Source organism: Shimazuella sp. NTD248 (assembly GCF_059510395.1).
This window is the reverse complement of the sequence record NZ_JCAJZT010000007.1, coordinates 54,951-74,152: the sequence shown is the minus strand read 5'-3', so window position 1 is coordinate 74,152 and position 19,202 is coordinate 54,951. Positions and strand designations below refer to the sequence as shown.

General features: G+C 38.6%; 19 protein-coding genes. 4 read left to right on the top strand and 15 right to left on the bottom strand.

Going from position 1 to position 19,202, the window contains the following annotated elements; all coding sequences use genetic code 11:
* Positions 1–29 precede the first annotated feature (29 nt).
* The 11 genes from AC5WOE_RS15580 to AC5WOE_RS15530 form a co-directional block, all read right to left on the bottom strand.
* On the bottom strand, positions 30–686 hold the full coding sequence (locus AC5WOE_RS15580) for a TetR/AcrR family transcriptional regulator (RefSeq protein ID WP_496049355.1): 657 nt from the start codon (positions 684–686) through the stop codon (positions 30–32).
* 242 nt (positions 687–928) lie between these two features.
* Positions 929–2,701, bottom strand: a complete 1,773-nt coding sequence (gene uvrC, locus AC5WOE_RS15575; protein WP_496049356.1) for an excinuclease ABC subunit UvrC — start codon at positions 2,699–2,701, stop codon at positions 929–931.
* A 66-nt stretch (positions 2,702–2,767) separates the two neighbouring features.
* A complete protein-coding gene (locus AC5WOE_RS15570) occupies positions 2,768–3,193 on the bottom strand; it encodes a GTP pyrophosphokinase (RefSeq protein ID WP_496052958.1) in 426 nt (141 codons plus the stop codon).
* 53 nt (positions 3,194–3,246) lie between these two features.
* The gene (gene trxA, locus AC5WOE_RS15565; RefSeq protein WP_496049358.1) at positions 3,247–3,567 is read right to left on the bottom strand and encodes a thioredoxin; all 321 of its coding nucleotides are present in this window, start codon (positions 3,565–3,567) and stop codon (positions 3,247–3,249) included.
* Between the two features lie 129 nt (positions 3,568–3,696).
* Positions 3,697–4,020, bottom strand: coding sequence for a thioredoxin (trxA, locus tag AC5WOE_RS15560; RefSeq protein WP_240874681.1), 324 nt, complete (start codon positions 4,018–4,020; stop codon positions 3,697–3,699).
* 89 nt (positions 4,021–4,109) lie between these two features.
* Positions 4,110–5,093 carry an electron transfer flavoprotein subunit alpha/FixB family protein gene (locus AC5WOE_RS15555; protein WP_496049359.1) on the bottom strand — a complete coding sequence of 328 codons (984 nt, stop codon included), beginning with the start codon at positions 5,091–5,093 and terminating at the stop codon, positions 4,110–4,112.
* Positions 5,094–5,106: 13 nt separating this feature from the next.
* Positions 5,107–5,886 carry an electron transfer flavoprotein subunit beta/FixA family protein gene (locus AC5WOE_RS15550; protein WP_496052957.1) on the bottom strand — a complete coding sequence of 260 codons (780 nt, stop codon included), beginning with the start codon at positions 5,884–5,886 and terminating at the stop codon, positions 5,107–5,109.
* A 1-nt stretch (position 5,887) separates the two neighbouring features.
* On the bottom strand, positions 5,888–6,484 hold the full coding sequence (fadR, locus tag AC5WOE_RS15545; protein WP_496049361.1) for a fatty acid metabolism transcriptional regulator FadR: 597 nt from the start codon (positions 6,482–6,484) through the stop codon (positions 5,888–5,890).
* Positions 6,485–6,696: 212 nt separating this feature from the next.
* Positions 6,697–8,517, bottom strand: coding sequence for an ABC transporter ATP-binding protein (locus AC5WOE_RS15540; protein ID WP_496049362.1), 1,821 nt, complete (start codon positions 8,515–8,517; stop codon positions 6,697–6,699).
* A gap of 1 nt (position 8,518) precedes the next feature.
* On the bottom strand, positions 8,519–10,273 hold the full coding sequence (locus AC5WOE_RS15535) for an ABC transporter ATP-binding protein (RefSeq protein ID WP_496052956.1): 1,755 nt from the start codon (positions 10,271–10,273) through the stop codon (positions 8,519–8,521).
* 132 nt (positions 10,274–10,405) lie between these two features.
* Positions 10,406–11,236, bottom strand: coding sequence for a metallophosphoesterase (locus tag AC5WOE_RS15530; protein WP_496052955.1), 831 nt, complete (start codon positions 11,234–11,236; stop codon positions 10,406–10,408).
* 229 nt (positions 11,237–11,465) lie between these two features.
* Here AC5WOE_RS15530 and AC5WOE_RS15525 point away from each other — a divergent pair, with 229 nt between their 5' ends.
* Positions 11,466–11,738, top strand: a complete 273-nt coding sequence (locus AC5WOE_RS15525; protein WP_496052954.1) for a hypothetical protein — start codon at positions 11,466–11,468, stop codon at positions 11,736–11,738.
* A gap of 101 nt (positions 11,739–11,839) precedes the next feature.
* Here AC5WOE_RS15525 and AC5WOE_RS15520 read toward each other — a convergent pair whose 3' ends face one another.
* Together AC5WOE_RS15520 and AC5WOE_RS15515 are read right to left on the bottom strand one after the other, a co-directional pair.
* Entirely contained in the window at positions 11,840–13,510 is a 1,671-nt protein-coding gene (locus AC5WOE_RS15520; protein WP_496049366.1) for an AMP-binding protein, read from the bottom strand.
* 127 nt (positions 13,511–13,637) lie between these two features.
* Positions 13,638–14,897, bottom strand: a complete 1,260-nt coding sequence (locus AC5WOE_RS15515) for a purine/pyrimidine permease (protein WP_496049367.1) — start codon at positions 14,895–14,897, stop codon at positions 13,638–13,640.
* Positions 14,898–14,960: 63 nt separating this feature from the next.
* On the opposite strand from AC5WOE_RS15515, the gene AC5WOE_RS15510 reads away from it, so the two are divergent.
* Both AC5WOE_RS15510 and AC5WOE_RS15505 read left to right on the top strand, forming a co-directional pair.
* Positions 14,961–16,343 carry an RsmF rRNA methyltransferase first C-terminal domain-containing protein gene (locus AC5WOE_RS15510; RefSeq protein ID WP_496052953.1) on the top strand — a complete coding sequence of 461 codons (1,383 nt, stop codon included), beginning with the start codon at positions 14,961–14,963 and terminating at the stop codon, positions 16,341–16,343.
* An 85-nt stretch (positions 16,344–16,428) separates the two neighbouring features.
* Positions 16,429–16,599 (top strand): hypothetical protein, encoded by a 171-nt coding sequence (locus AC5WOE_RS15505; RefSeq protein WP_496049369.1) that lies wholly within the window; start codon positions 16,429–16,431, stop codon positions 16,597–16,599.
* A 43-nt stretch (positions 16,600–16,642) separates the two neighbouring features.
* Here AC5WOE_RS15505 and AC5WOE_RS15500 read toward each other — a convergent pair whose 3' ends face one another.
* Positions 16,643–16,933 carry a YciI family protein gene (locus tag AC5WOE_RS15500; protein WP_496052952.1) on the bottom strand — a complete coding sequence of 97 codons (291 nt, stop codon included), beginning with the start codon at positions 16,931–16,933 and terminating at the stop codon, positions 16,643–16,645.
* A 158-nt stretch (positions 16,934–17,091) separates the two neighbouring features.
* Between AC5WOE_RS15500 and AC5WOE_RS15495 the strand changes: the two genes are divergently transcribed.
* Positions 17,092–17,661: a UbiX family flavin prenyltransferase gene (locus AC5WOE_RS15495; RefSeq protein WP_496049371.1), complete on the top strand. Its 570-nt coding sequence runs from the start codon at positions 17,092–17,094 to the stop codon at positions 17,659–17,661.
* Between the two features lie 14 nt (positions 17,662–17,675).
* Here the strand turns inward: AC5WOE_RS15495 and AC5WOE_RS15490 are convergent, their stop codons facing one another.
* On the bottom strand, positions 17,676–18,959 hold the full coding sequence (locus AC5WOE_RS15490; protein WP_496052951.1) for a phytoene desaturase family protein: 1,284 nt from the start codon (positions 18,957–18,959) through the stop codon (positions 17,676–17,678).
* Positions 18,960–19,202 lie beyond the last annotated feature (243 nt).

Genomic DNA, 19,202 nt, shown 5'->3' with positions numbered 1-19,202 from the left:
TTTCGTTCCCCCTCACAGAAGCTTATGATTTAGGCAACTCCATCTAAAAAGACAGAGACTACCGTCAAACTCAGCCGTGTAAGTGCAGCCTCATCTTGTTTTCTTGCAAATGCTTGTTGGGACAACGAATCAAGCAAACCGAGCCATACATCCGTTAGCAAATCAACACAATCTAACTGATTTTGTAACTCAGCCCTTTTCATCTCCTCTCGAATCATATTGCGGTGAGGTGTGGCGATAGACCGCTCATATGCTAAATGTACTTTACGGATTAGATCAGCGGACAAATGCTCATTAACATCTTTCATCAATGTGGATATGCACATGGAAGCGTATTTAAAAAAACCGTACGCCAAAGAAAACAGCTTTTCTCTCATGCCCAGATTGTTCTCCATACTTTTCATGATTTCTGCACGAACACGCTCTAAGCGTTCACATAGAACCGCTGCATATAAAAGTTCTTTATCTGGAAAATAATGATACAAAGTAGGCTTGGTAATACCTACTTCCCCTGTGATCATACTGATGGAAACAGCTGCATAGCCACTCTTCATAAATAGACGACCAGCATGAAATAAAATGAGTTTTTCTGTATCTTTTAAATCACTATTTGTGTTTCTCTTAGGTCTGCCAGGTGGACGCTTAGAAATTGTTTGAGGAATAATAAGAATCCCTCCTTTGCTCATAAAATCTTAATACTATTAATTATAATTGATAGCTTTAAGGCTAGCAAACAACAGAAAACATATACTCATGGTTAGGTTAATTACATCTCTTATGTATTTTCATCTCCGAAATAAAAATGTTTATCTCACTTCATACATAATCTCATTTGCAAATTACAAAGAGTCCGTTAAAATAAAATCAATATCAAAGTGCCATCCCCCTTGGTTCGCTCCAATCAGAATCAGATCGAGGGGGATGTCTTTTACCTCTCCTTTGTCACTAGGTGCTGTTTAATCGCTTCTGCCAACTTCGCTGGGATTCCTGCTTCTTGTAAAGCTTCTATACTCGCTGCTTGTATCTTATCCATCGAACCAAAATGCCGATAAAGTTGCTGTTTACGTTTCTCTCCAACACCCGGAATCCCATCGAGCTTGGATTGGAGAAAGCTTTTGCTTCTCGTCTGCCGATGAAAGGACAGGGCAAAACGGTGAACTTCATCTTGAATGCGTTGCAATAAGTAAAATCCATCCGTTCCCCGTTTCAATGGAACTTCCGAAGGTGGCTCTCCCATAATCAAAGTTGCCGTTTGGTGTTTCTCATTTTTTGCCATACCTCCAACTGGGATAGCAAGTCCTAATTCATTTTCCAATACATCTAAGGCTGCTGCTAACTGACCTTTTCCACCGTCAATGAGAATCAGATCAGGCAGAGGTAAGTTTTCTTTTAAAACTCTTGTGTAACGACGTCGGACTACTTCACGCATTGTTTCGTAATCATCTGGACCTTCTACGGTACGAACTTTGTATTTACGGTATTCTTTTTTGGCTGGCTTCCCATCGATAAATACGACCATCGCTGATACTGGATCTGTTCCTTGAATATTGGAATTGTCAAATGCTTCTATTCGTTTCGGCAAGTCCATCCCAATTGCATCGGCTAATTGAGTAAGAGATAAAGTGGTTTTACTCTCATCGCGTTCCATCAAACGGAGCCTCTCCAAAAGGGCAATCTTTGCATTTTCTGTTGCCATTTCCACTAATTTTCGTTTGGTGCCTCTTTGAGGGATCACAATTTTTCCCTCTGGGATGAGTCCAGATACTAAGTTTTCATCTATTCCATTTGGTAAGACAATCTCTTTTGGTAAAGCAGGGGCATCGTAGTAAAACTGCCCAACAAAGCTGAGAAAATCTTCCTCTGGCTCTTGGAAATGCGGAGAAATAGAGACATTTCTCTCCAAGAGTTTTCCTTGCCGGATAAAAAATACTTGGACACTCAAATAGCCTTTTTCCACATAATAACCAAACACATCTCGATCTACTTGATCCGCAAGGGAAACATGTTGTTTTTCCATTAAAGTATCGATATCGTTAATCAAATCACGTAGTTCTTTTGCTTTTTCAAATTGTAGAGACTCGGCAGCTTCATGCATTTGTTGACTTAATTCTTTCTTTAATTCTGGATGATTTCCTCCTAGAAAACGAGTGATCTTCTGTGTCCATTCCTCATATTGTTCTTCCGATACTTCATATTCACAAGGAGCTAAGCATTGTCCCAAATGGTAATAGAGACAAACACGTTTAGGTAATGTCGTACATTTTCGGAGTGGAAAAAGCCTATCGAGTAACCTTTTCGTCTGCTGTGCAGCACCAGCATTGGGATAAGGACCAAAATATTTAGAGCCGTCTTTGACCAATTTTCGTGTAACAAGCAGCCGCGGATGCCTCTCTTTGGTCAACTGTATATAAGGATAAGACTTGTCATCTTTTAGCATGATGTTGTAATGCGGATGATGTTTTTTGATCAAATTGGATTCGAGTATCAATGCCTCAAGATCACTTGATGTTACGATATATTCAAAATCGACAATATCCATCACTAGTCGAGTTGTCTTCGCATCATGGGAACCAGAAAAATAAGAACGAACACGATTGCGTAAGTTCTTCGCCTTCCCCACATATATGATTTCCGCTTGGTTATTCTTCATCAGATAACAACCGGGTTGATTTGGCAGTAAACTCAATTTTTCTTTTAACATGTGTTTCTCCCTCACTTGTTCTCCTTTCTATTTTACGACATCTATACAAATCCCACCAATAGGCAGCTAAATCAAGCTTTTTAGGCGGTTATATGCTTGCTGATACTTAAAAAAGCGCTCTTTATCTTTTGAAGTAACCTGTGGAATACGATCTAAGTTCATATTCTCTTCTAAATCCGCCAACTTTACTTCTACCGCTAAACTATTTTGAGCAATTCGCTCTATAAAGGCTTCATATGTTTCCTTTTCTTGCTTCGTTACTGCCAAAATAGCTTCTCTTATATGGACAGGAAAACCCTCTTTCTGCAAAATTTCAATGGTGATGGGTGTATCTTCGATCACATCATGTAGTACTGCTACTATCTTTGCATCAGTAGAAAGAACACGTGACATAACGGCTAAAGGATGAAGGATATACGCCTGTCCTCCCTTATCTTCTTGTCCTGCATGTGCTTTCGTAGCAATCAAAATTGCTTTTTCTAGCAAATTCATGTCCTCACCTCTTTTTAGCATAAAAAAGTGCCCACAAGGACACTTTTTCGTTTTCACATCTCATCTAGCCATTGAATCAACTGCTCTTTTGGCTGAAGTCCAACCAATTTGGATTTCATCTCTCCATTTTGAAAACCGATCAATGTTGGAATACTCATTACTTCAAAATTACCAGCTGATTCAGGATTGTCATCGACGTTTATTTTTACAATCTTTAACTTATCGCCAATTTCCTCATCTATTTCCTTTATGATTGGACCTAGGACTTTACATGGAGGACACCATGGAGCCCAAAAATAAACCAAAACCTTTCGATCCTTTTCCCCTTCTACATCTATTGCAAAAGTTTGATCTGTTCCTTCTATTAGAGCCATTTCTTCTTCCTCCCGAGTATATGTATACTGCAATAAGTAGTATATCATTATTGAAGAATAAAGAATTGCCTCAAAATAGAAAATCATGCATACAAAAAGAGTGCCCGTTACCCGGACACTTCTCTCCTTTTACATATATTCACCCAGCCATTGAATCAACTGTTCTTTTGGCTGAAGTCCAACCAATTTGGATTTCATCTCTCCATTTTGAAAAACCATCAGAGTAGGGATACTCATCACACCAAATCTGCTAGCTGATTCTGGGTTGTTATCTACATTTAATTTTGCGATGGTCACTTTCTCGCCAATCTCTTCGTTTACTTCTTCTAAAATAGGAGCAATGATTTTACATGGACCACACCATGGAGCCCAGAAATCAACTAGAACGGTTCCGCTTTCTGCACCTTCAACACTTGTGCCAAAATCTTTATCTGTTACTTCAACGATTGCCATTGGTAATTCCTCCTAAATGGTACTTACATTTCATAAGTTAGTATATCACTTTTATACGAAATATCAACTATTTCGCGATCCGAAGCAGTTTATGCAGGAGGAAGGAGTTTTTTTAACTCTTTGGTTAACAATGGAACCACTTCAAATAAATCGCCTACAATCCCATAATCAGCGATCTGAAAGATAGGAGCATCGGAGTCTTTGTTTATAGCCACGATTACTTTGGAACTAGACATCCCTGCTACATGTTGGATAGCTCCTGAAATACCACAAGCAATATACAGATCAGGAGTAACAACTTTTCCCGTTTGACCAATTTGCAGCGCATAATCACAGTAGCCAGCATCGCATGCTCCTCTCGATGCTCCTACGGCAGCGTTTAAGACTTCTGCTAATTCTTGCAATGGCTTAAAACCTTCTGCACTTTTTACTCCTCTTCCACCAGAAACGACGATTCTAGCTTCCGATAAATCGATACCCGCCGTAGCTTTTTTCACCACATTTGTCACAATTGTACGCAACAAATCAGATTTTATGGGAACAGTATGTTCTTCTATCTGTGCAGAGCGTGATGGATCGACAGAGAGAAGGGGTATATTATTTGGGCGAATAGTAACAAATTGTACGCCAGCTCGAAAACTCTTTTTGACAAAAGCTTTCCCTGCATAAATGGGACGCGTATATAGAACTTCATCCCCAATCCGTTCAATAGATATACAATCTGATATCAATCCAAAAGAAGAACGGGCAGCAATCCGAGGAGACACATCTTTCCCTACTGTTGTGTGACCTGTTACAATAAAGTCTGGTTTTTCTCCATCAATGACTTGCTGCCATGCAAAAAAATATGCATCAGTTATATACGTATCGAATTGGCTGTCTTCAATTAGAAGAACACGATCAGCTCCATGATGTGCAAGAGTATCTACTTCTTTTCTCGCATCTGAGCCAAGTAAGGCTACCACCACTTCACCATCATTTACAATCGTGCGTGCAGCTGAAATACTTTCCAGTGTAACTTGACGCAACTGCCCTTCTTTTCGATCCGCAAAGACAAGCACTTTCTTGCTCATCTGATCCCCTCCTTCATAAAACCTTTGCTTCTTTATTCAATTTCTCTATTAAAGAAGTAACCTGTTCCTCTATACTTCCAGTCAAAATCAGGCCAGCGGTCTTTTTGGATGGTAAAAATATTTCCTTTTGAATTGTTTTGGATTGGATTGTTTCTTCTGAAAGGGATAAATCATCGAGTTCATAGCGGGTTAATGGTTTTCTTTTGGCTTTCATAATGCCGGGAATGGTAGGATATCTGGGGTCATTTAATCCTTGTTGAGTGGTTACTAATAAGGGTAATGTTGTCTGAATATGTTCTGTATCACCTTCCACATCTTTTTCCATGACAACATTTTTTCCATTCAGCGAAATGCTAGTAATGGTAGATACATGAGGAATTTGCAACAATTGCGCAAGTCGTGGTCCTACTTGTGCAGAACCATCATCTACTGCCATATAACCACACAATATCAAGTCAAACTCATCGTCTTGTTCCTGTAATACAGCATAAATAACTTGGGAGATACTATGTTCATCTAATTCTACTTCCAGCTCTTCCGTTTCTACTAATATCGCTTTATCCGCTCCCATTGCTAAAGCTGAACGCAGAGCTTGTTCCGCTCGGTCTGGACCTATTGTAAGTACTGTTATTTCTCCACCATGCTTCTCCTTTAAGCGAATTGCTTCTTCTATGGCATATTCATCATACGGATTAATAATAAATTCAACAGCCTCTTCACTTATCTGTCCATTTTTTAACACGATTTTCTCTTCTGTATCAAAGGTTTGTTTTAAGCAGACTAGAAAATTCATGTTAATCCCCCTTTTTCGCAGTAATCCCGTCTACAAACATCTGGTAAACTGGTTTTGCTAATGCTTGTAAGGAATATTTTTGTTGATGGATAACCCATGAAGTTACAAGATCATCTAATGTTCCAAAGATCATCTTTCGTGCCAAACGCACATCCAAATCAGAACGAAAAACACCTGAATTCTTGCCTTGTTCCATTACATGCTCAATAAGGTTTAAGTATGCTTGCATCAATTCAGCAATCTCTTTGCGAACATAGGGATCAGACTGGCGTATTTCCATCTGAACTACTACAGCTAGCAATGGATTTGTTTCTAAGTAACCCAAATGCAAAGCAATAATGTGAAATAACTGTTCTTTTACATCTTTTGCAGTAGAAATTTTCCGTTTGACTAAACAAATAAAATTACCAATTTTTTCCCTGAAAATCGAAATCAATAAATCCTCTTTATTTTCAAAATATAAATAAATGGTTCCATCTGCCACACATGCTTCTTTTGCAATTTTAGACACTTGCGCTCGATGATAGCCATACTTAGCAATAACACGAATAGATGCTTCTAAGATGGCATCATATTTCTGACTAGTCCGTTTTGCCATCTCCCCTATTCCTTTCTTTGCTGAATGGTGATTCATTTTCTATCTCAATTTTATAAACACATGTTTTCATTGTCAAACAAAAAAAGAAAACAATGTAAATTGTATTTTTTCCTTAGCAACTTGGTCAAACCCTTGATAAACACCAAAGCAAAAGGAACAGGAAAATACATTTAGCTCAGCTCCCAAAAAAAGGAACTGAGCTAAAATTTTTCTCAGATTTCAAACTGTGTAGTATATAACTCTTGATAAAATCCTCTTTTATTCAATAATTCCTCATGGGTTCCTTGTTCGATTACTTCCCCTTGATGAATCACTAAAATCTCATCGGCATTCTCGATTGTTTTTAAGCGGTGAGCAATGACAAAGCTGGTACGACCTGCCATAAGATTTTTTAATCCACGCTGAATGTGAAGTTCAGTTCGGGTATCGATGTTAGAAGTAGCCTCATCCAAAATAAGGATATCCGAATTCATGAGTATTGCTCTAGCGATGGCGATCAATTGACGTTGTCCTTGGCTGAGATTGGTTCCTCCTGATACGATTTCAGACTGATATTGTTTTGGCAGATGCTTGATAAAGTAATGCGCCCAAGCCATCTTTGCAGCATTTTTTACTTCTTCCTCAGTGGCGTCTTGCCGGCCATAACGAATATTTTCAAGGATTGTACCAGAAAACAGATAGGTATCTTGCAACACGATACTGATTCTTTTTCGTAAATCATCGATTCGATAGTCTTTAATGTTTTTACCGTCAATGGAAATTTGACCAGTTTGAATATCATAAAATCTTGTCAATAAATTCACAATCGTAGTTTTCCCCGAACCAGTCGGGCCAACAAGTGCGATCATTTCTCCAGTTTTTGCTTGCAAATTGATATCCTTTAAAACAAATTGATCCGATTGATAGCCAAAGGAAACATGCTGAAAGTTAACCTCCCCCCGAAATTTCTCTACGGTTAACGCATTTTCTTTATCTTTCATTTCAGGCACTTCATCCATGATTTCAAAAACACGTTCACCACCAGCAATGGCGGATTGAATCGTATTTAATAATGTTGCAATCTGACTGATTGGTCGAGAAAACTGTCTGGAATAGCTCACAAACGATGCGATAATCCCAATCGTTATGCTTTCATGCAATACGAGTAGTGCACCTGCCCCAATCACCAGCCCTAGACCTAAGTTATTGATAAAATTGATAATCGGATTGATAAATCCTGAAAAAGTGTCTGCCTGTCTGCCAGATTCACGCAATCTGTCATTAATCTCACGAAATTGTTCGATGGTTTGAGCTTCTTTTCCATAGAGTGTGACTACTTCTGCACCTTGGATCTTTTCTTCTACAAAACCATTTAACTCACCAATATCTCTTTGCCTTTTAATAAAACTGCTGCTGCTATACTCATATATTTTCTTTGTAGAAAGAATCATTAAAGGCACAATCAGTAATGTGATGATTGCCAATATCCAATTCAACGAAAACATGGCAATCATTACCCCGACAATAGAGATAATGGAGGATAGCACTTGCGTAACACTTTGCGAAAGAGCACTATTGAGATTATCTATATCATTTGTCACTCTACTCATCAGATCACCATGCGGACGGCTATCAAAAAAACGCAGTGATAGAGTTTGCAGCTTTACAAATAGATCATATCGCAACTGATTAATGCTTTTCTGAGAAATATTGATCATAATATAAGTTTGCAGCCATGTTAGAGCAGTAGTAAGCAAGTAAATCCCCGCCAAAAAGAGAATCATTCGTACAGAGCCATTAACATCTTGAGGGATGATATACTTATCAATAATTACTCCTATATAATAAGGTCCGAGCAAACCGAGTAAGGATGTGAGTAAAACTAGAACAATAGCAGCAAATAAGCCTATACTTTGTTCTCCCAAATACTTCCATATGCGTTTTACAGTATTTCGTGCATCTTTTGGCTTTTCCATTTGCACGCCAAATCGACCACCACCACGAAATCCAAAACGCTGGTTTGAAGCGGATCGTGTTCCTGTTGTTTCGCTCATCTTAGCTCTTCCCTCCTGTCTCTGCTAGAAAATCAATCTGACCACCTTGAGATTGATAAATTTCACGGTACACCTCACAAGTAGCTATTAAATCAGTGTGACTTCCTAAACCAACTAATTCACCGTCTTCCAGTACTAAAATTTTATCTGCATCCATAAGGGAAGAAATTTTCGATGCGATTAAAAAAATAGTCTGCTTGGTAGACTTACGCAGGGCAGCCTGAATGGTTTCTTCCGATTTTGCATCTACAGCAGATGTTGAATCATCGAGAATTAAGATAGAAGCAGAACGGACAAAAGCCCTCGCTAAGGATAGCCGTTGTTTTTGACCTCCAGACAAATTCGTAGCTCCTTGAGTAAGCGTGTATTCATAGCCATCTTCCAATCGATTGATGAATTCTGAAGCACATGCATCATCAGCAGCAGCTTGTAGTTCAGACTGCTCTACTTCTTCATTTCCAAACTGAATATTTTCCAGAATAGAACCAGAAAACAACGTAGCTTTTTGGGTTACGAAACCAATAGAAGACCGCAAGGCATGAAGATTATACTGTTTGATATTGATTCCATCGAGTAAAATTTCACCAGAATCAACATCATACAACCTCGCGATAAGCTTTACTAGTGTTGACTTTCCACTTCCAGTAGAACCGATAATGCCAACTGTTTCGCCAGCTTGCACGGAAAAAGAAATATTTTTTAATACTTGCTCTTCATTTTTACTGTAGCTAAAGGAAACATTTCGAAACTCTACTTGGCCCTTTACCCTACTTGGCTCATAATTATCTGACTTGTCGGTGATCGTTATTTTTGTATCCAATACCTCTTGTACCCTTGCTGCTGAAGGAACAGCACGTGTGATGAGAATCGAAACCATACTGACTTGCATAAGTGCCATCAAAATTAACATCAAATAATTGATAAAAGCGAGTATTGCTCCAACTTCTATACTGTTATCAGCAACTTTATAAGTACCTAGCCATAAAGTTCCTATTATTCCTCCGTTAATGACAAGCATGATCACAGGCATCATGATAGAGATCACTTGTACTGCCGAACGGTTTGCTTTCGTCAGTTTATTATTGACTCCAGCAAACCGCTGTATTTCTTGCTTTTGCTGCACATATGCTTTAATTACTCTCATACCAGCTAAATTCTCTTGTAACTTCGTATTCACTTTATCAATCGCTTCTTGTACTTTTTGAAACATTCGACTTGACCTATTAGCAATAAAAAAGACTGTAATCAACAATACAGGTACAACCACAAATAAAACAGGTGAAAGCCCCTTGGAAGAAAACAAAACGATTACCATACTTCCAAGAAACAAAAATGGTCCCCTGACAAGTACACGCAATGTCATCGTAAGTGCAGTTTGAATGGTAACAATATCATTGGTGACATTCGTTATTAATTTGCCTGCACCAAACCGTTCACGATTTTCCCCAGAAAAATTGATAATTTTACTTAATACCGCAAGGCGCACATCTCCCGAGAAATTTACAGCAGTTTTCGTCGCGAAAAAAATACACCCTAAACCGCCAACCAGTCCGATCAATGCAGCTACAATCATCAAAATACCCATACGAATCACATAACCCGTATCTTGATTTGCGATACCATTATCAATAATATGTTGCATAATAGTAGGTTGAAGTAAATCCATGGCAACTTCTAATACCATCAGCAGCGGTCCGAGTATCGCAATCCCTCTATAAGGTTTCATAAACTTGCCTAAAGCACGAATGGACCCCATTATCTTTCTCCTCCTTGCAATCCGGCCATTTACACTAATTAGAATTTTATTCTATCCTCATATATTTAGCAATCCGAAGTAATTTCACAGCAAAATTCATCCTTGTCGATACAGAAGTTTGATTTGGTAAAGTTATGTACGAGATAAATGTAAGATTGAAATCTGCGGTCGACAATTAAACCGAAAGGGTAATATGGTAGTGCCAATCCCTCTGTTCACATATACATTCGTATTTTCTAACGAATAAAAGCCATCAATATAATTTTTCCCGCCTGGAGGGGTAATCATAGCGCCGAGAAATGGAAATCGTATTTGCCCACCATGACTATGACCAGATATTTGTAAATCCACTTTATTTGTTGTGATATTGGATACAAAATCGGGACAATGTGAGAGCAGTAACGTACATGTGTCAGGTGCTCCTTCGATTGATTGATATAAAGAGGGCTTCCCCATCAACATATCCTCTACACCTGCGATCACTAACGTATCCTGTCCTTTTTTGATCAAATGATGCCTATTTCGGAGAACATGGAAACCAATGTGTTCAAGATTTGGTGCAACTAGGTCCCCTTGATAATCATGGTTTCCAAGAACAGCAAATTTTCCAAATGGGGCATGTAACTTTTGAAGATGAGAGAGGATTGGAAAAAGAACGTCTTGTTCGTCGTCTACCAAATCACCAGTAAATAACAATAAATCAGGTTTTAAAGCATTTACTTTGGCAACTACGTCAGACACATCGTTTGCGTTCATATGAAATCCAACATGCAAATCACCAAATACTACAACCCGCATCCCTTCAAACGCTGAAGCTAACCGCGGAAGACATATGGATTTCTCTGCGACTTCTAACCACCTAGGTTCTATTCCATAACTATACCCAGCTGTCAAAGGAATAAGACTGAGCAAACCAAGCAACGACCGCTTTAAAAACGATCGACGACTGAGATGTTGATTCATTGTTGCCCCTTAAAAGAAAAGTATTTGTGAAATTAGTTATAAGTTTTGTTAATAAACAACTTTACCATGCTTTATTTACAATTTTAGGTATAATTATATATTCCATGTAAGATAACTATATCCCTGCTACTCCAATAATAGCCCCTTGAAATTATATAATATTTTTGACCTTGAAGCTTACAATTAATTTATGATATTTATAAAACTATTTATAAAAAATAGGATGAAAATGGCTAATCTACCACCACTAGTAGGACTTATGTATAATTTACGACATGATACAAGCGTTTGGAATTGGTTCAAAGGCAATGAAGAAGCAGGCGTTGGACCATCTGAGTTGTCAAAAGAAGATCAGGAATTTGTAGAGCACTACAAGCTAGGAACTTATGTTTATGAGTGGGACAAAACAATGATTACGAACGAGGCAGCAACAAGATTAGAAGAAATTGAGAAGTATTATTTGGCAGCAGTTAAAACGATTCATGACAAAAAAATTTCTTAAAACTAGATAACAAAAGCCCTTCCATTATTTAGAAAGGCTTTGTTTTTAATTGTCCAGCTTCTCCCAATATCGAAGATAAAAAATCCCAGTATTTCGCTGGACTAATTCTTCTTCTCTGCTTTTATTTCATCTTGTAATACTCGTCTTAAAATCTTACCTATGGAAGACTTTGGCAGTTCATCTCGGAACTCATAGAGTCTAGGAACTTTGAAACTTGCTAGATTAGTCCGGCAATGCTTATCGAGTTCCGAAGATGTAATAGACATTCCTTTTTTGACTACGATATAAGCTTTTGTTGTTTCTCCCCGATAAGCATCAGGGACTCCAATTACGACCGCCTCATCTACAGCAGGATGTTCGTACAATATTTCTTCTACTTCTCTCGGGTATATATTAAATCCACCTGCGATGATGAGGTCTTTTCGTCGATCTACTATATAAAAATAACCCTCTTCGTCCATTTTCGCCATATCTCCAGTGAATAGCCAACCATCTTTGATCACCTGGGCAGTCTCTTCTGGTCGGTTCCAGTAGCCTTTCATCACTTGTGGTCCGCGTATTTGAAGTTCTCCAATAAGCCCAGGAGCTAATTCTTCCCCTGTTTCCATCGAAACGATTCGACATTCCGTGTCTGGCCAAGGTAAGCCGATCGTAGAACTTTTTTTTCGATCCCAAATTAAATTGGTGTGCGTAACTGGTGATGTTTCCGTCAATCCATATCCTTCTACCAATCGACCTCCTGTGAGTTGCTCAAATTTGTCCTGTACTTCAATTGGCAATGGTGCAGAACCACTGATACATGCGTCGATGGAGTTTAATTGGTACTTATGAATTCGAGGATGATTGATCAATGAAACATACATCGTCGGTGCGCCAGGAAAAATAGTCGGTTTCTCTTTGGCAATGGTCTTGAGAATTTGATCACGATCAAATTTCGGAAGTAAGATCATGGTCGCAGCAAGTTTAATCGCCAAATTCATCACAGCTGTCATCCCATAAACGTGAAAAAACGGCAAAACACCAAGGATCTTTTCTTGTCCTTCTCTTGTCTTATACATCCAAGCTGATGCTTGATGAGCATTTGCGACCAAATTCCGATGTGTTAACATAGAGCCTTTTGCTAAACCAGTGGTTCCACCGGTGTATTGCAATAAAGCTAAATCATCGGCTTGTTTAGATGTTTGAACGGGATTTGCAAAAGGAACCAAGTGGAGCAAATTTTGAAAAAGATATACGTGATCTTCTCGAGGAATTTTTGGCAATGATGTTTGGGTAAGCGGATAGAGTAATTTTTTGCGAAGTGGCAAATATTCAGCGACACTTGTTACAATGATTCGCTGTAAATTTGTCTGCAAGTAAATTTTTTCGACTCTATCAAAGTGAATATCGAGACAGATGAGCGAAGTTGCTCCTGAATCAGTCAATATGTGGAGCAATTCACGCTCTGTATACATCGGATTTACTTGAACGACAACTGTATCTAAAAACAAACTAGCATAATACGAAATAACTGCTTGTGGGATATTAGGCAGCATGATAGCAACTCGATCATCTGCTTTTACTCCTATTTCTTTCAAAACTTCCGCAAAACGATAAGTTTCATCCAATAAAGTCCGATAAGAAATTTTCTTACCTAAAAAATGTATGGCTTCTCTGTCCGGATATTGCGTTACAGCATCAGTCAACAATGCGGTCAGGGCTACATCTGGATAAGATAATGTTTTAGGGATTTGAGGCGGATATTGGTGTAGCCATGGTTTTGACACCGTCATCCAGGCTCCCTCCTAGAGGTGAATGAAATCCACCAAGTGGAAATAATCTTGCTACCTATATTGTATCCAACTATACCTAAAGTTTGCATCTTTTCTTTTTGACTTTTCACTCATCTTGTGCTTTCTTTCACATGGTTTTCTTCTTCCACAATTGATCAAGCAAAATTACAATTATCACACCTACTAACAATCCATTTCCAAAAATGTATTGAACCACCGAAGGAAATTTTTGAAAGACCGGAAGAGGTAAAAACATAATCCCGACCCCTAACGATACGGATAAACTAAAGATGGTGACTCTACGATCATCCAATTTTTCATTCACTAGTGTTCGTATGCCAATTGCAAACATCTGCGCAAATGATGGTAAAATAGCAGCATACGCAATTTGACTGGGTAACTGGGATAAAAGAGACATGATAGGAGGAAAACAAGACAAAATGACTAAGGCAATGCAAGCTATTTTTAATACATTTGTTTTCGTTTGATTTGTTGTCTTTACAAAGCCTGCTGTAACCGTTAAGGATACCATTCCTATAGTAGAAAAAAGTGTAGACACAAGATGAGAAATCCCCCCAATCCAACCTGACTGGTTCAATTCTTTTTTATCAGCTCTTTGTTCTTTTGGGACAACTTGATTCAAGGCCGCAATACTTGCCACTGTATTGGACATGAGAACAATACCGATCAGGACTCCAGAAACGATTCCTCCTAAATCAAATTGAGGAATACCCCATGCAAAAACTTGCGGAATAGAAAATAAAGCATGTGTACCCATCGCTTTGCTTGGAGCACCAATGATCAAAAAACAAATCCACCCAAATGCAATACCAATCAGTACGTTATAGGTTTTCATCCAACCTTTTCCCCACATCGATAAAACAAATACCAAAACAAAAATAAAGATGGCTACTGCTGCTTCTTTTAGCGGAAAATAAGTAATATCAGAAGTAATTCCAAGCATTCCCTTTAAAAATACACCACTTAATTGCAGAGAAAGCAAAACCAAAAACGTACTTGTCACTATAGAAGTAAAAATGACTAACATTTTACTGAGTAAACCAGTGAATCCAAATATCATCAGTACAACACCTGCTACGGCAAGCATACCTGTCAAGGAATTCAACGTATTTTTGTTCGCTGCGATTTGCCCCATAACGACAAATATTCCAAGCCATATTCCTGCTGGTCCATCGATTAAAGGAAGTCGATGTCCAAAAGCAACTTGAAGAAAAGTACTGATACCAATAACAAAAAATGTTCGCTGAATGAATTCTGCTACTTCTGTAGGAGATAAATGATATAATTGTCCAATTACAATAGGTACAGCGAGCCCATTGGCAATTAAAAAAATAAACCATTGAAGAGAACGTAAAGAATAACTCATTTTTATTGCCTCCACGATTTTAAGTAATAATATTTTCAGATAAAAAAACAGGAGTTATCAATGATGAATGTACTGCCTACAGACTTCTTAACAGAAATAAAAAAAGAACTAAACGATACATTTGACGACTTTCTAGCTACTTATGAGCAACCTGCTGTCAAAGGTCTAAGAACCAACATAATGAAAGTTTCACCAAAAACGCTTGAAAACATGATCCCTTTTCACTTGGAACCGATCCCATGGTGCTCAAATGGGTTTTATTTTCCTGTAAGTACTCGACCTGGAAAACATGTCTATCACGCAGCAGGTCTTTATTACATTCAAGAACCAAGTGCAATGGCACCTGTTGAAGCTCTGCAACCAAAACCGGGTGAAAAAATTCTCGACATGTGTGCTGCTCCAGGAGGAAAAACGACCCAGATCGCTGCTAAGATGAATGGAGAGGGCATTCTTGTTGCAAATGAAGTAGATGGAAAACGATGTAAAGTACTCATCAGCAATCTAGAACGTTTTGGAGTGACAAACGCTGTCGTTTTAAATGAACAACCGCATCGATTCAGTGAGCGGTTCACTGCTTATTTCGACCGTATTCTGGTTGACGCACCGTGCTCAGGTGAAGGAATGTTTCGAAAAGACCCAGAGGCGTGTGAACATTGGAGTATCAAAAACAGTGAGAAATGTGCTGACCTACAACAATATATCCTAACAGAAGCTGCTAAAATGTTAAAACCCGGCGGTCGACTAGTCTACTCCACTTGTACTTTTAATCGCCGAGAAAATGAATACACTTTGGAGAATTTCCTTCAAAACCATCCTGAGTTTGAATTAATGGAAGTTCCTAGCCACCAACATTTTCAAAATGGATTAACAGCTGCCACTGCTAGGACGAGTCGCTTATGGCCCCATTTGCTGCGGGGAGAGGGACATTTTTTAGCAGTACTACAAAAAAAGCAGGGTGTAGAAGAGGATAAAGTCGAAAAAAAATCAAAGAAAGGCGCAAAAAATACACGTATTCCCAAACAAATTTCTTCTATTCTTAAAGCATTTACAGAAGATACATTTGTAGAGACAGTCTCTTTTTCAGGGAATATGGTACTCTATGGAGATCATCTGTATGAGGCGCCACTTGATCTCCCCAATCTGGATAAGTGTAAAGTTGCACAACCAGGCAGATACTTGGGGGAAATACGAAAAAATCGCTTTCTTCCTTCTCATGCTTGGGCTATGTCACTCCAGCCCAATTCGGTAAAACAAGTTCAATCGTATCACACTAGGGATAGCGAATTATATCGTTTTTTACAAGGAGAAACAGTCCAAACAGCTCACAAAGCTTGGACACTTGTAACCATCGATGGATATGCTCTAGGATGGGGGAAAGGTGCCGGAGGAATATTAAAAAATCATTATCCCAAGTGGTTGCGCTTCTCCTATGATCAATCAAATTAACTCTGCATCTGCCCAAGCTCCCTTACATATACTGTAATTGCATTCATGTAGATTTCTACAAAAACATATGTAAGGAAAATAAAAAATGACGCTTAAAGAGCCTGCTGCAAATAAATACTGGATTGCCCTTGGAATGATTCAGCCTGAATGGATATATATGAGCCATTTCTTAGAAGAAGAGGAAACGGAAGAAGAAATAGCTCCTCTCCCTGTAGTTTCAGAAATGCGGATTGTCTTTCATCCACGACTCGATTGAAGAAAACACATTGTGCATACGACAATGTGTTTTCTTCATTTTACTAAAAGCAGAATATTATTTGTATTATCATGGGTTTGTAAAGAATGAATTTACATTTTGGAAACCGCACTGGCATCTGTAACGCCCATTTTAAAGCCTCTTTCTCTGTTTCAACATCAATTATGATATATTCCGTCATCCACGATGTCCTATCTAAGGAGAAAGAACCTACTTGAACTTTTGGTTCATCGAGATGAGAAGAATACGATACTCTCATGCCAGTAGCACTAGGTTGAAAGGAATCTGTCGCTAGCAGTACACCCTCTTTCACTAATTTTCTCTTATATGTCATCCTTGCCTCTCAAATGACAAAATCGATATACCTAAAAATATTTTTTAAAATAATTTTCATAGAGAAAAAGAAAACTTACTAATGTGAGTTTAGGTCCCAGTAAAGAAATGTTGCTATAATAACAATATCTTGACATACAAACGAAAGAGGATTCAAATATGACGACACATAAACGACTAATTGTTGGAATCAGTGGAGCAACCGGTGTTATTTATGGGATACGCATACTAGAAGTTTTAAAGAAACTAGAGATTGAGAGCCACTTAGTTTTGTCCAAAGCAGCTGAGATGACCCTGCATTATGAAACAGATATGAGTGTAAAAGAATTACGCAGCTTAGCAGATGTGAACTATGGGATTCAAGATGTAGGGGCTGCTATCTCCAGTGGGTCTTTTCATAATATGGGCATGATCGTAGCACCATGTTCGATCAAAACAATGTCTGCTATCGCTCATACCATAACTGATAATTTATTAACTCGTGCTGCTGATGTAGCACTGAAAGAACGGAGAAAATTAGTTCTTCTGCTTCGAGAAACACCACTTACTGCTGCCCATATTAAAAACATGTTGGCCATAACAGAGAGCGGCGGCATCATCGCACCACCTGTCCCTGCTTTTTATATTCGCCCCAATACGCTAGAAGATATTGTAAACCATACCGTTGGACGTGCACTTGACCTTTTTGGAATCGATACAGGCACAGTCGAACGATGGGGAGAAAAATAAAAGCAAGAATCCTCTTAAGCAATAGAGGATTCTTGCTTTTTAGATTGTAAAATATGTTGTGCTGCTAGTTTTGCACTTGCCATCGAACTGTCTGCTAATCGGCCTTCTTTCCCAACCCAATCACCAGCGACATACAAACCTTTTATTTCAGGTACGGATGGATCAGGTGCAGAACCAGCTCCATGATGGGAAACCGTATGCGTATCATTTGCAACTAGTATTTTCGGCAAATACCTTGTTGCAACAACTTCTTCTTCCCATCCTGGTTGCAGCAACTCCAAAATCTCCATCAATTCTTGCTTATCTGCTTTTGGATCTGTCTGTGTATTATTATCGTTGTACTTTAAAACATGTAAAACATGAGCACCATTATTGCTCAGGGAGACAGATAAGGAATGCACACCGAAATAAATGGATTGATCTAATCCAATAGCAAACACTCGATCAGGATGAGGCAGTTTTTTCAATGCAACATCCAGCGTCGCAGCATACAGCGGACGGGAATTGGCATTCCAAGCTCCCATACTAATATTTTGTGACTCAGGAACAAGACGACTTGCCTCCATAGGTCCTAGGGCAGTTATGACATTTTGAGTGAGTACTTTTGTTCCATCTGCAAATAGCACACCTGTAACAGCATTATTTTGGATATCTATTTTATTTACTTTACTATTGGTATGAATTTCCACGCCTAATAGCAAGGATTTTGCCTCTAATATGTTTACTACCGTTTGCCAACCTTTTTCTACATAGCGCACACCATTTCCAGCGAGCTGTCCTTGACGCAGGACATAACCTGCACTTAACACTTCTGGACTGTCGCAATACGACCACTGGCGGCATAAAGCATAGAAAAAATGTTTTACTTGGTTATGTTGTACGTTTTCTTCCACCCATTGTTTTAAATTTACATTATTTATTTCTTCTACGCTTATATCTTTTAAACTTCCCATTAACTGTGTCCATTCTAAATTCTCTTCTTCCGTCAAATCAATTGGCATATGTACAATCCTTCCTTCTTTTATGCCAATAAGACCGCTGTTTGTCTTCTTCGCATACCCACCTGCTGGTACACAGTCCAATTCCGTCAAAATTTGAAGTGCAGCGCCTCCTTCATACATGGCATGAGGACCAAAGTTAAACAATGCACCATTTTTTTCAGTCGTCTGCGCGTAGCCACCTAATCTTGCTGCTTTTTCAAAGAGAACCACAGATTTGTTTTCTTTTGCTAGATAAATAGCCGCAGTTAAACCAGCCAATCCTCCACCAATCACTGCTGCTTCGTATTGTTTACTCATGATACATAACCTCCACATCTATAAAGGATATTATAGACATCATTTATCGCTGATTAAAACAAAAAAAAGCAAAAAACACCGTATTGTATTGCATGATTTTAACTACATCATAGATAACTAATATCTTTAATATATGTTATATTGCAAGTATTGTCAACAAAAAACTTTCTTTAAATGCGCGGCGGTGAGAACATGATGTTCTCACCGCCTTCCCCCTCGGAAAAAGGGGGGCGCAACTCACAC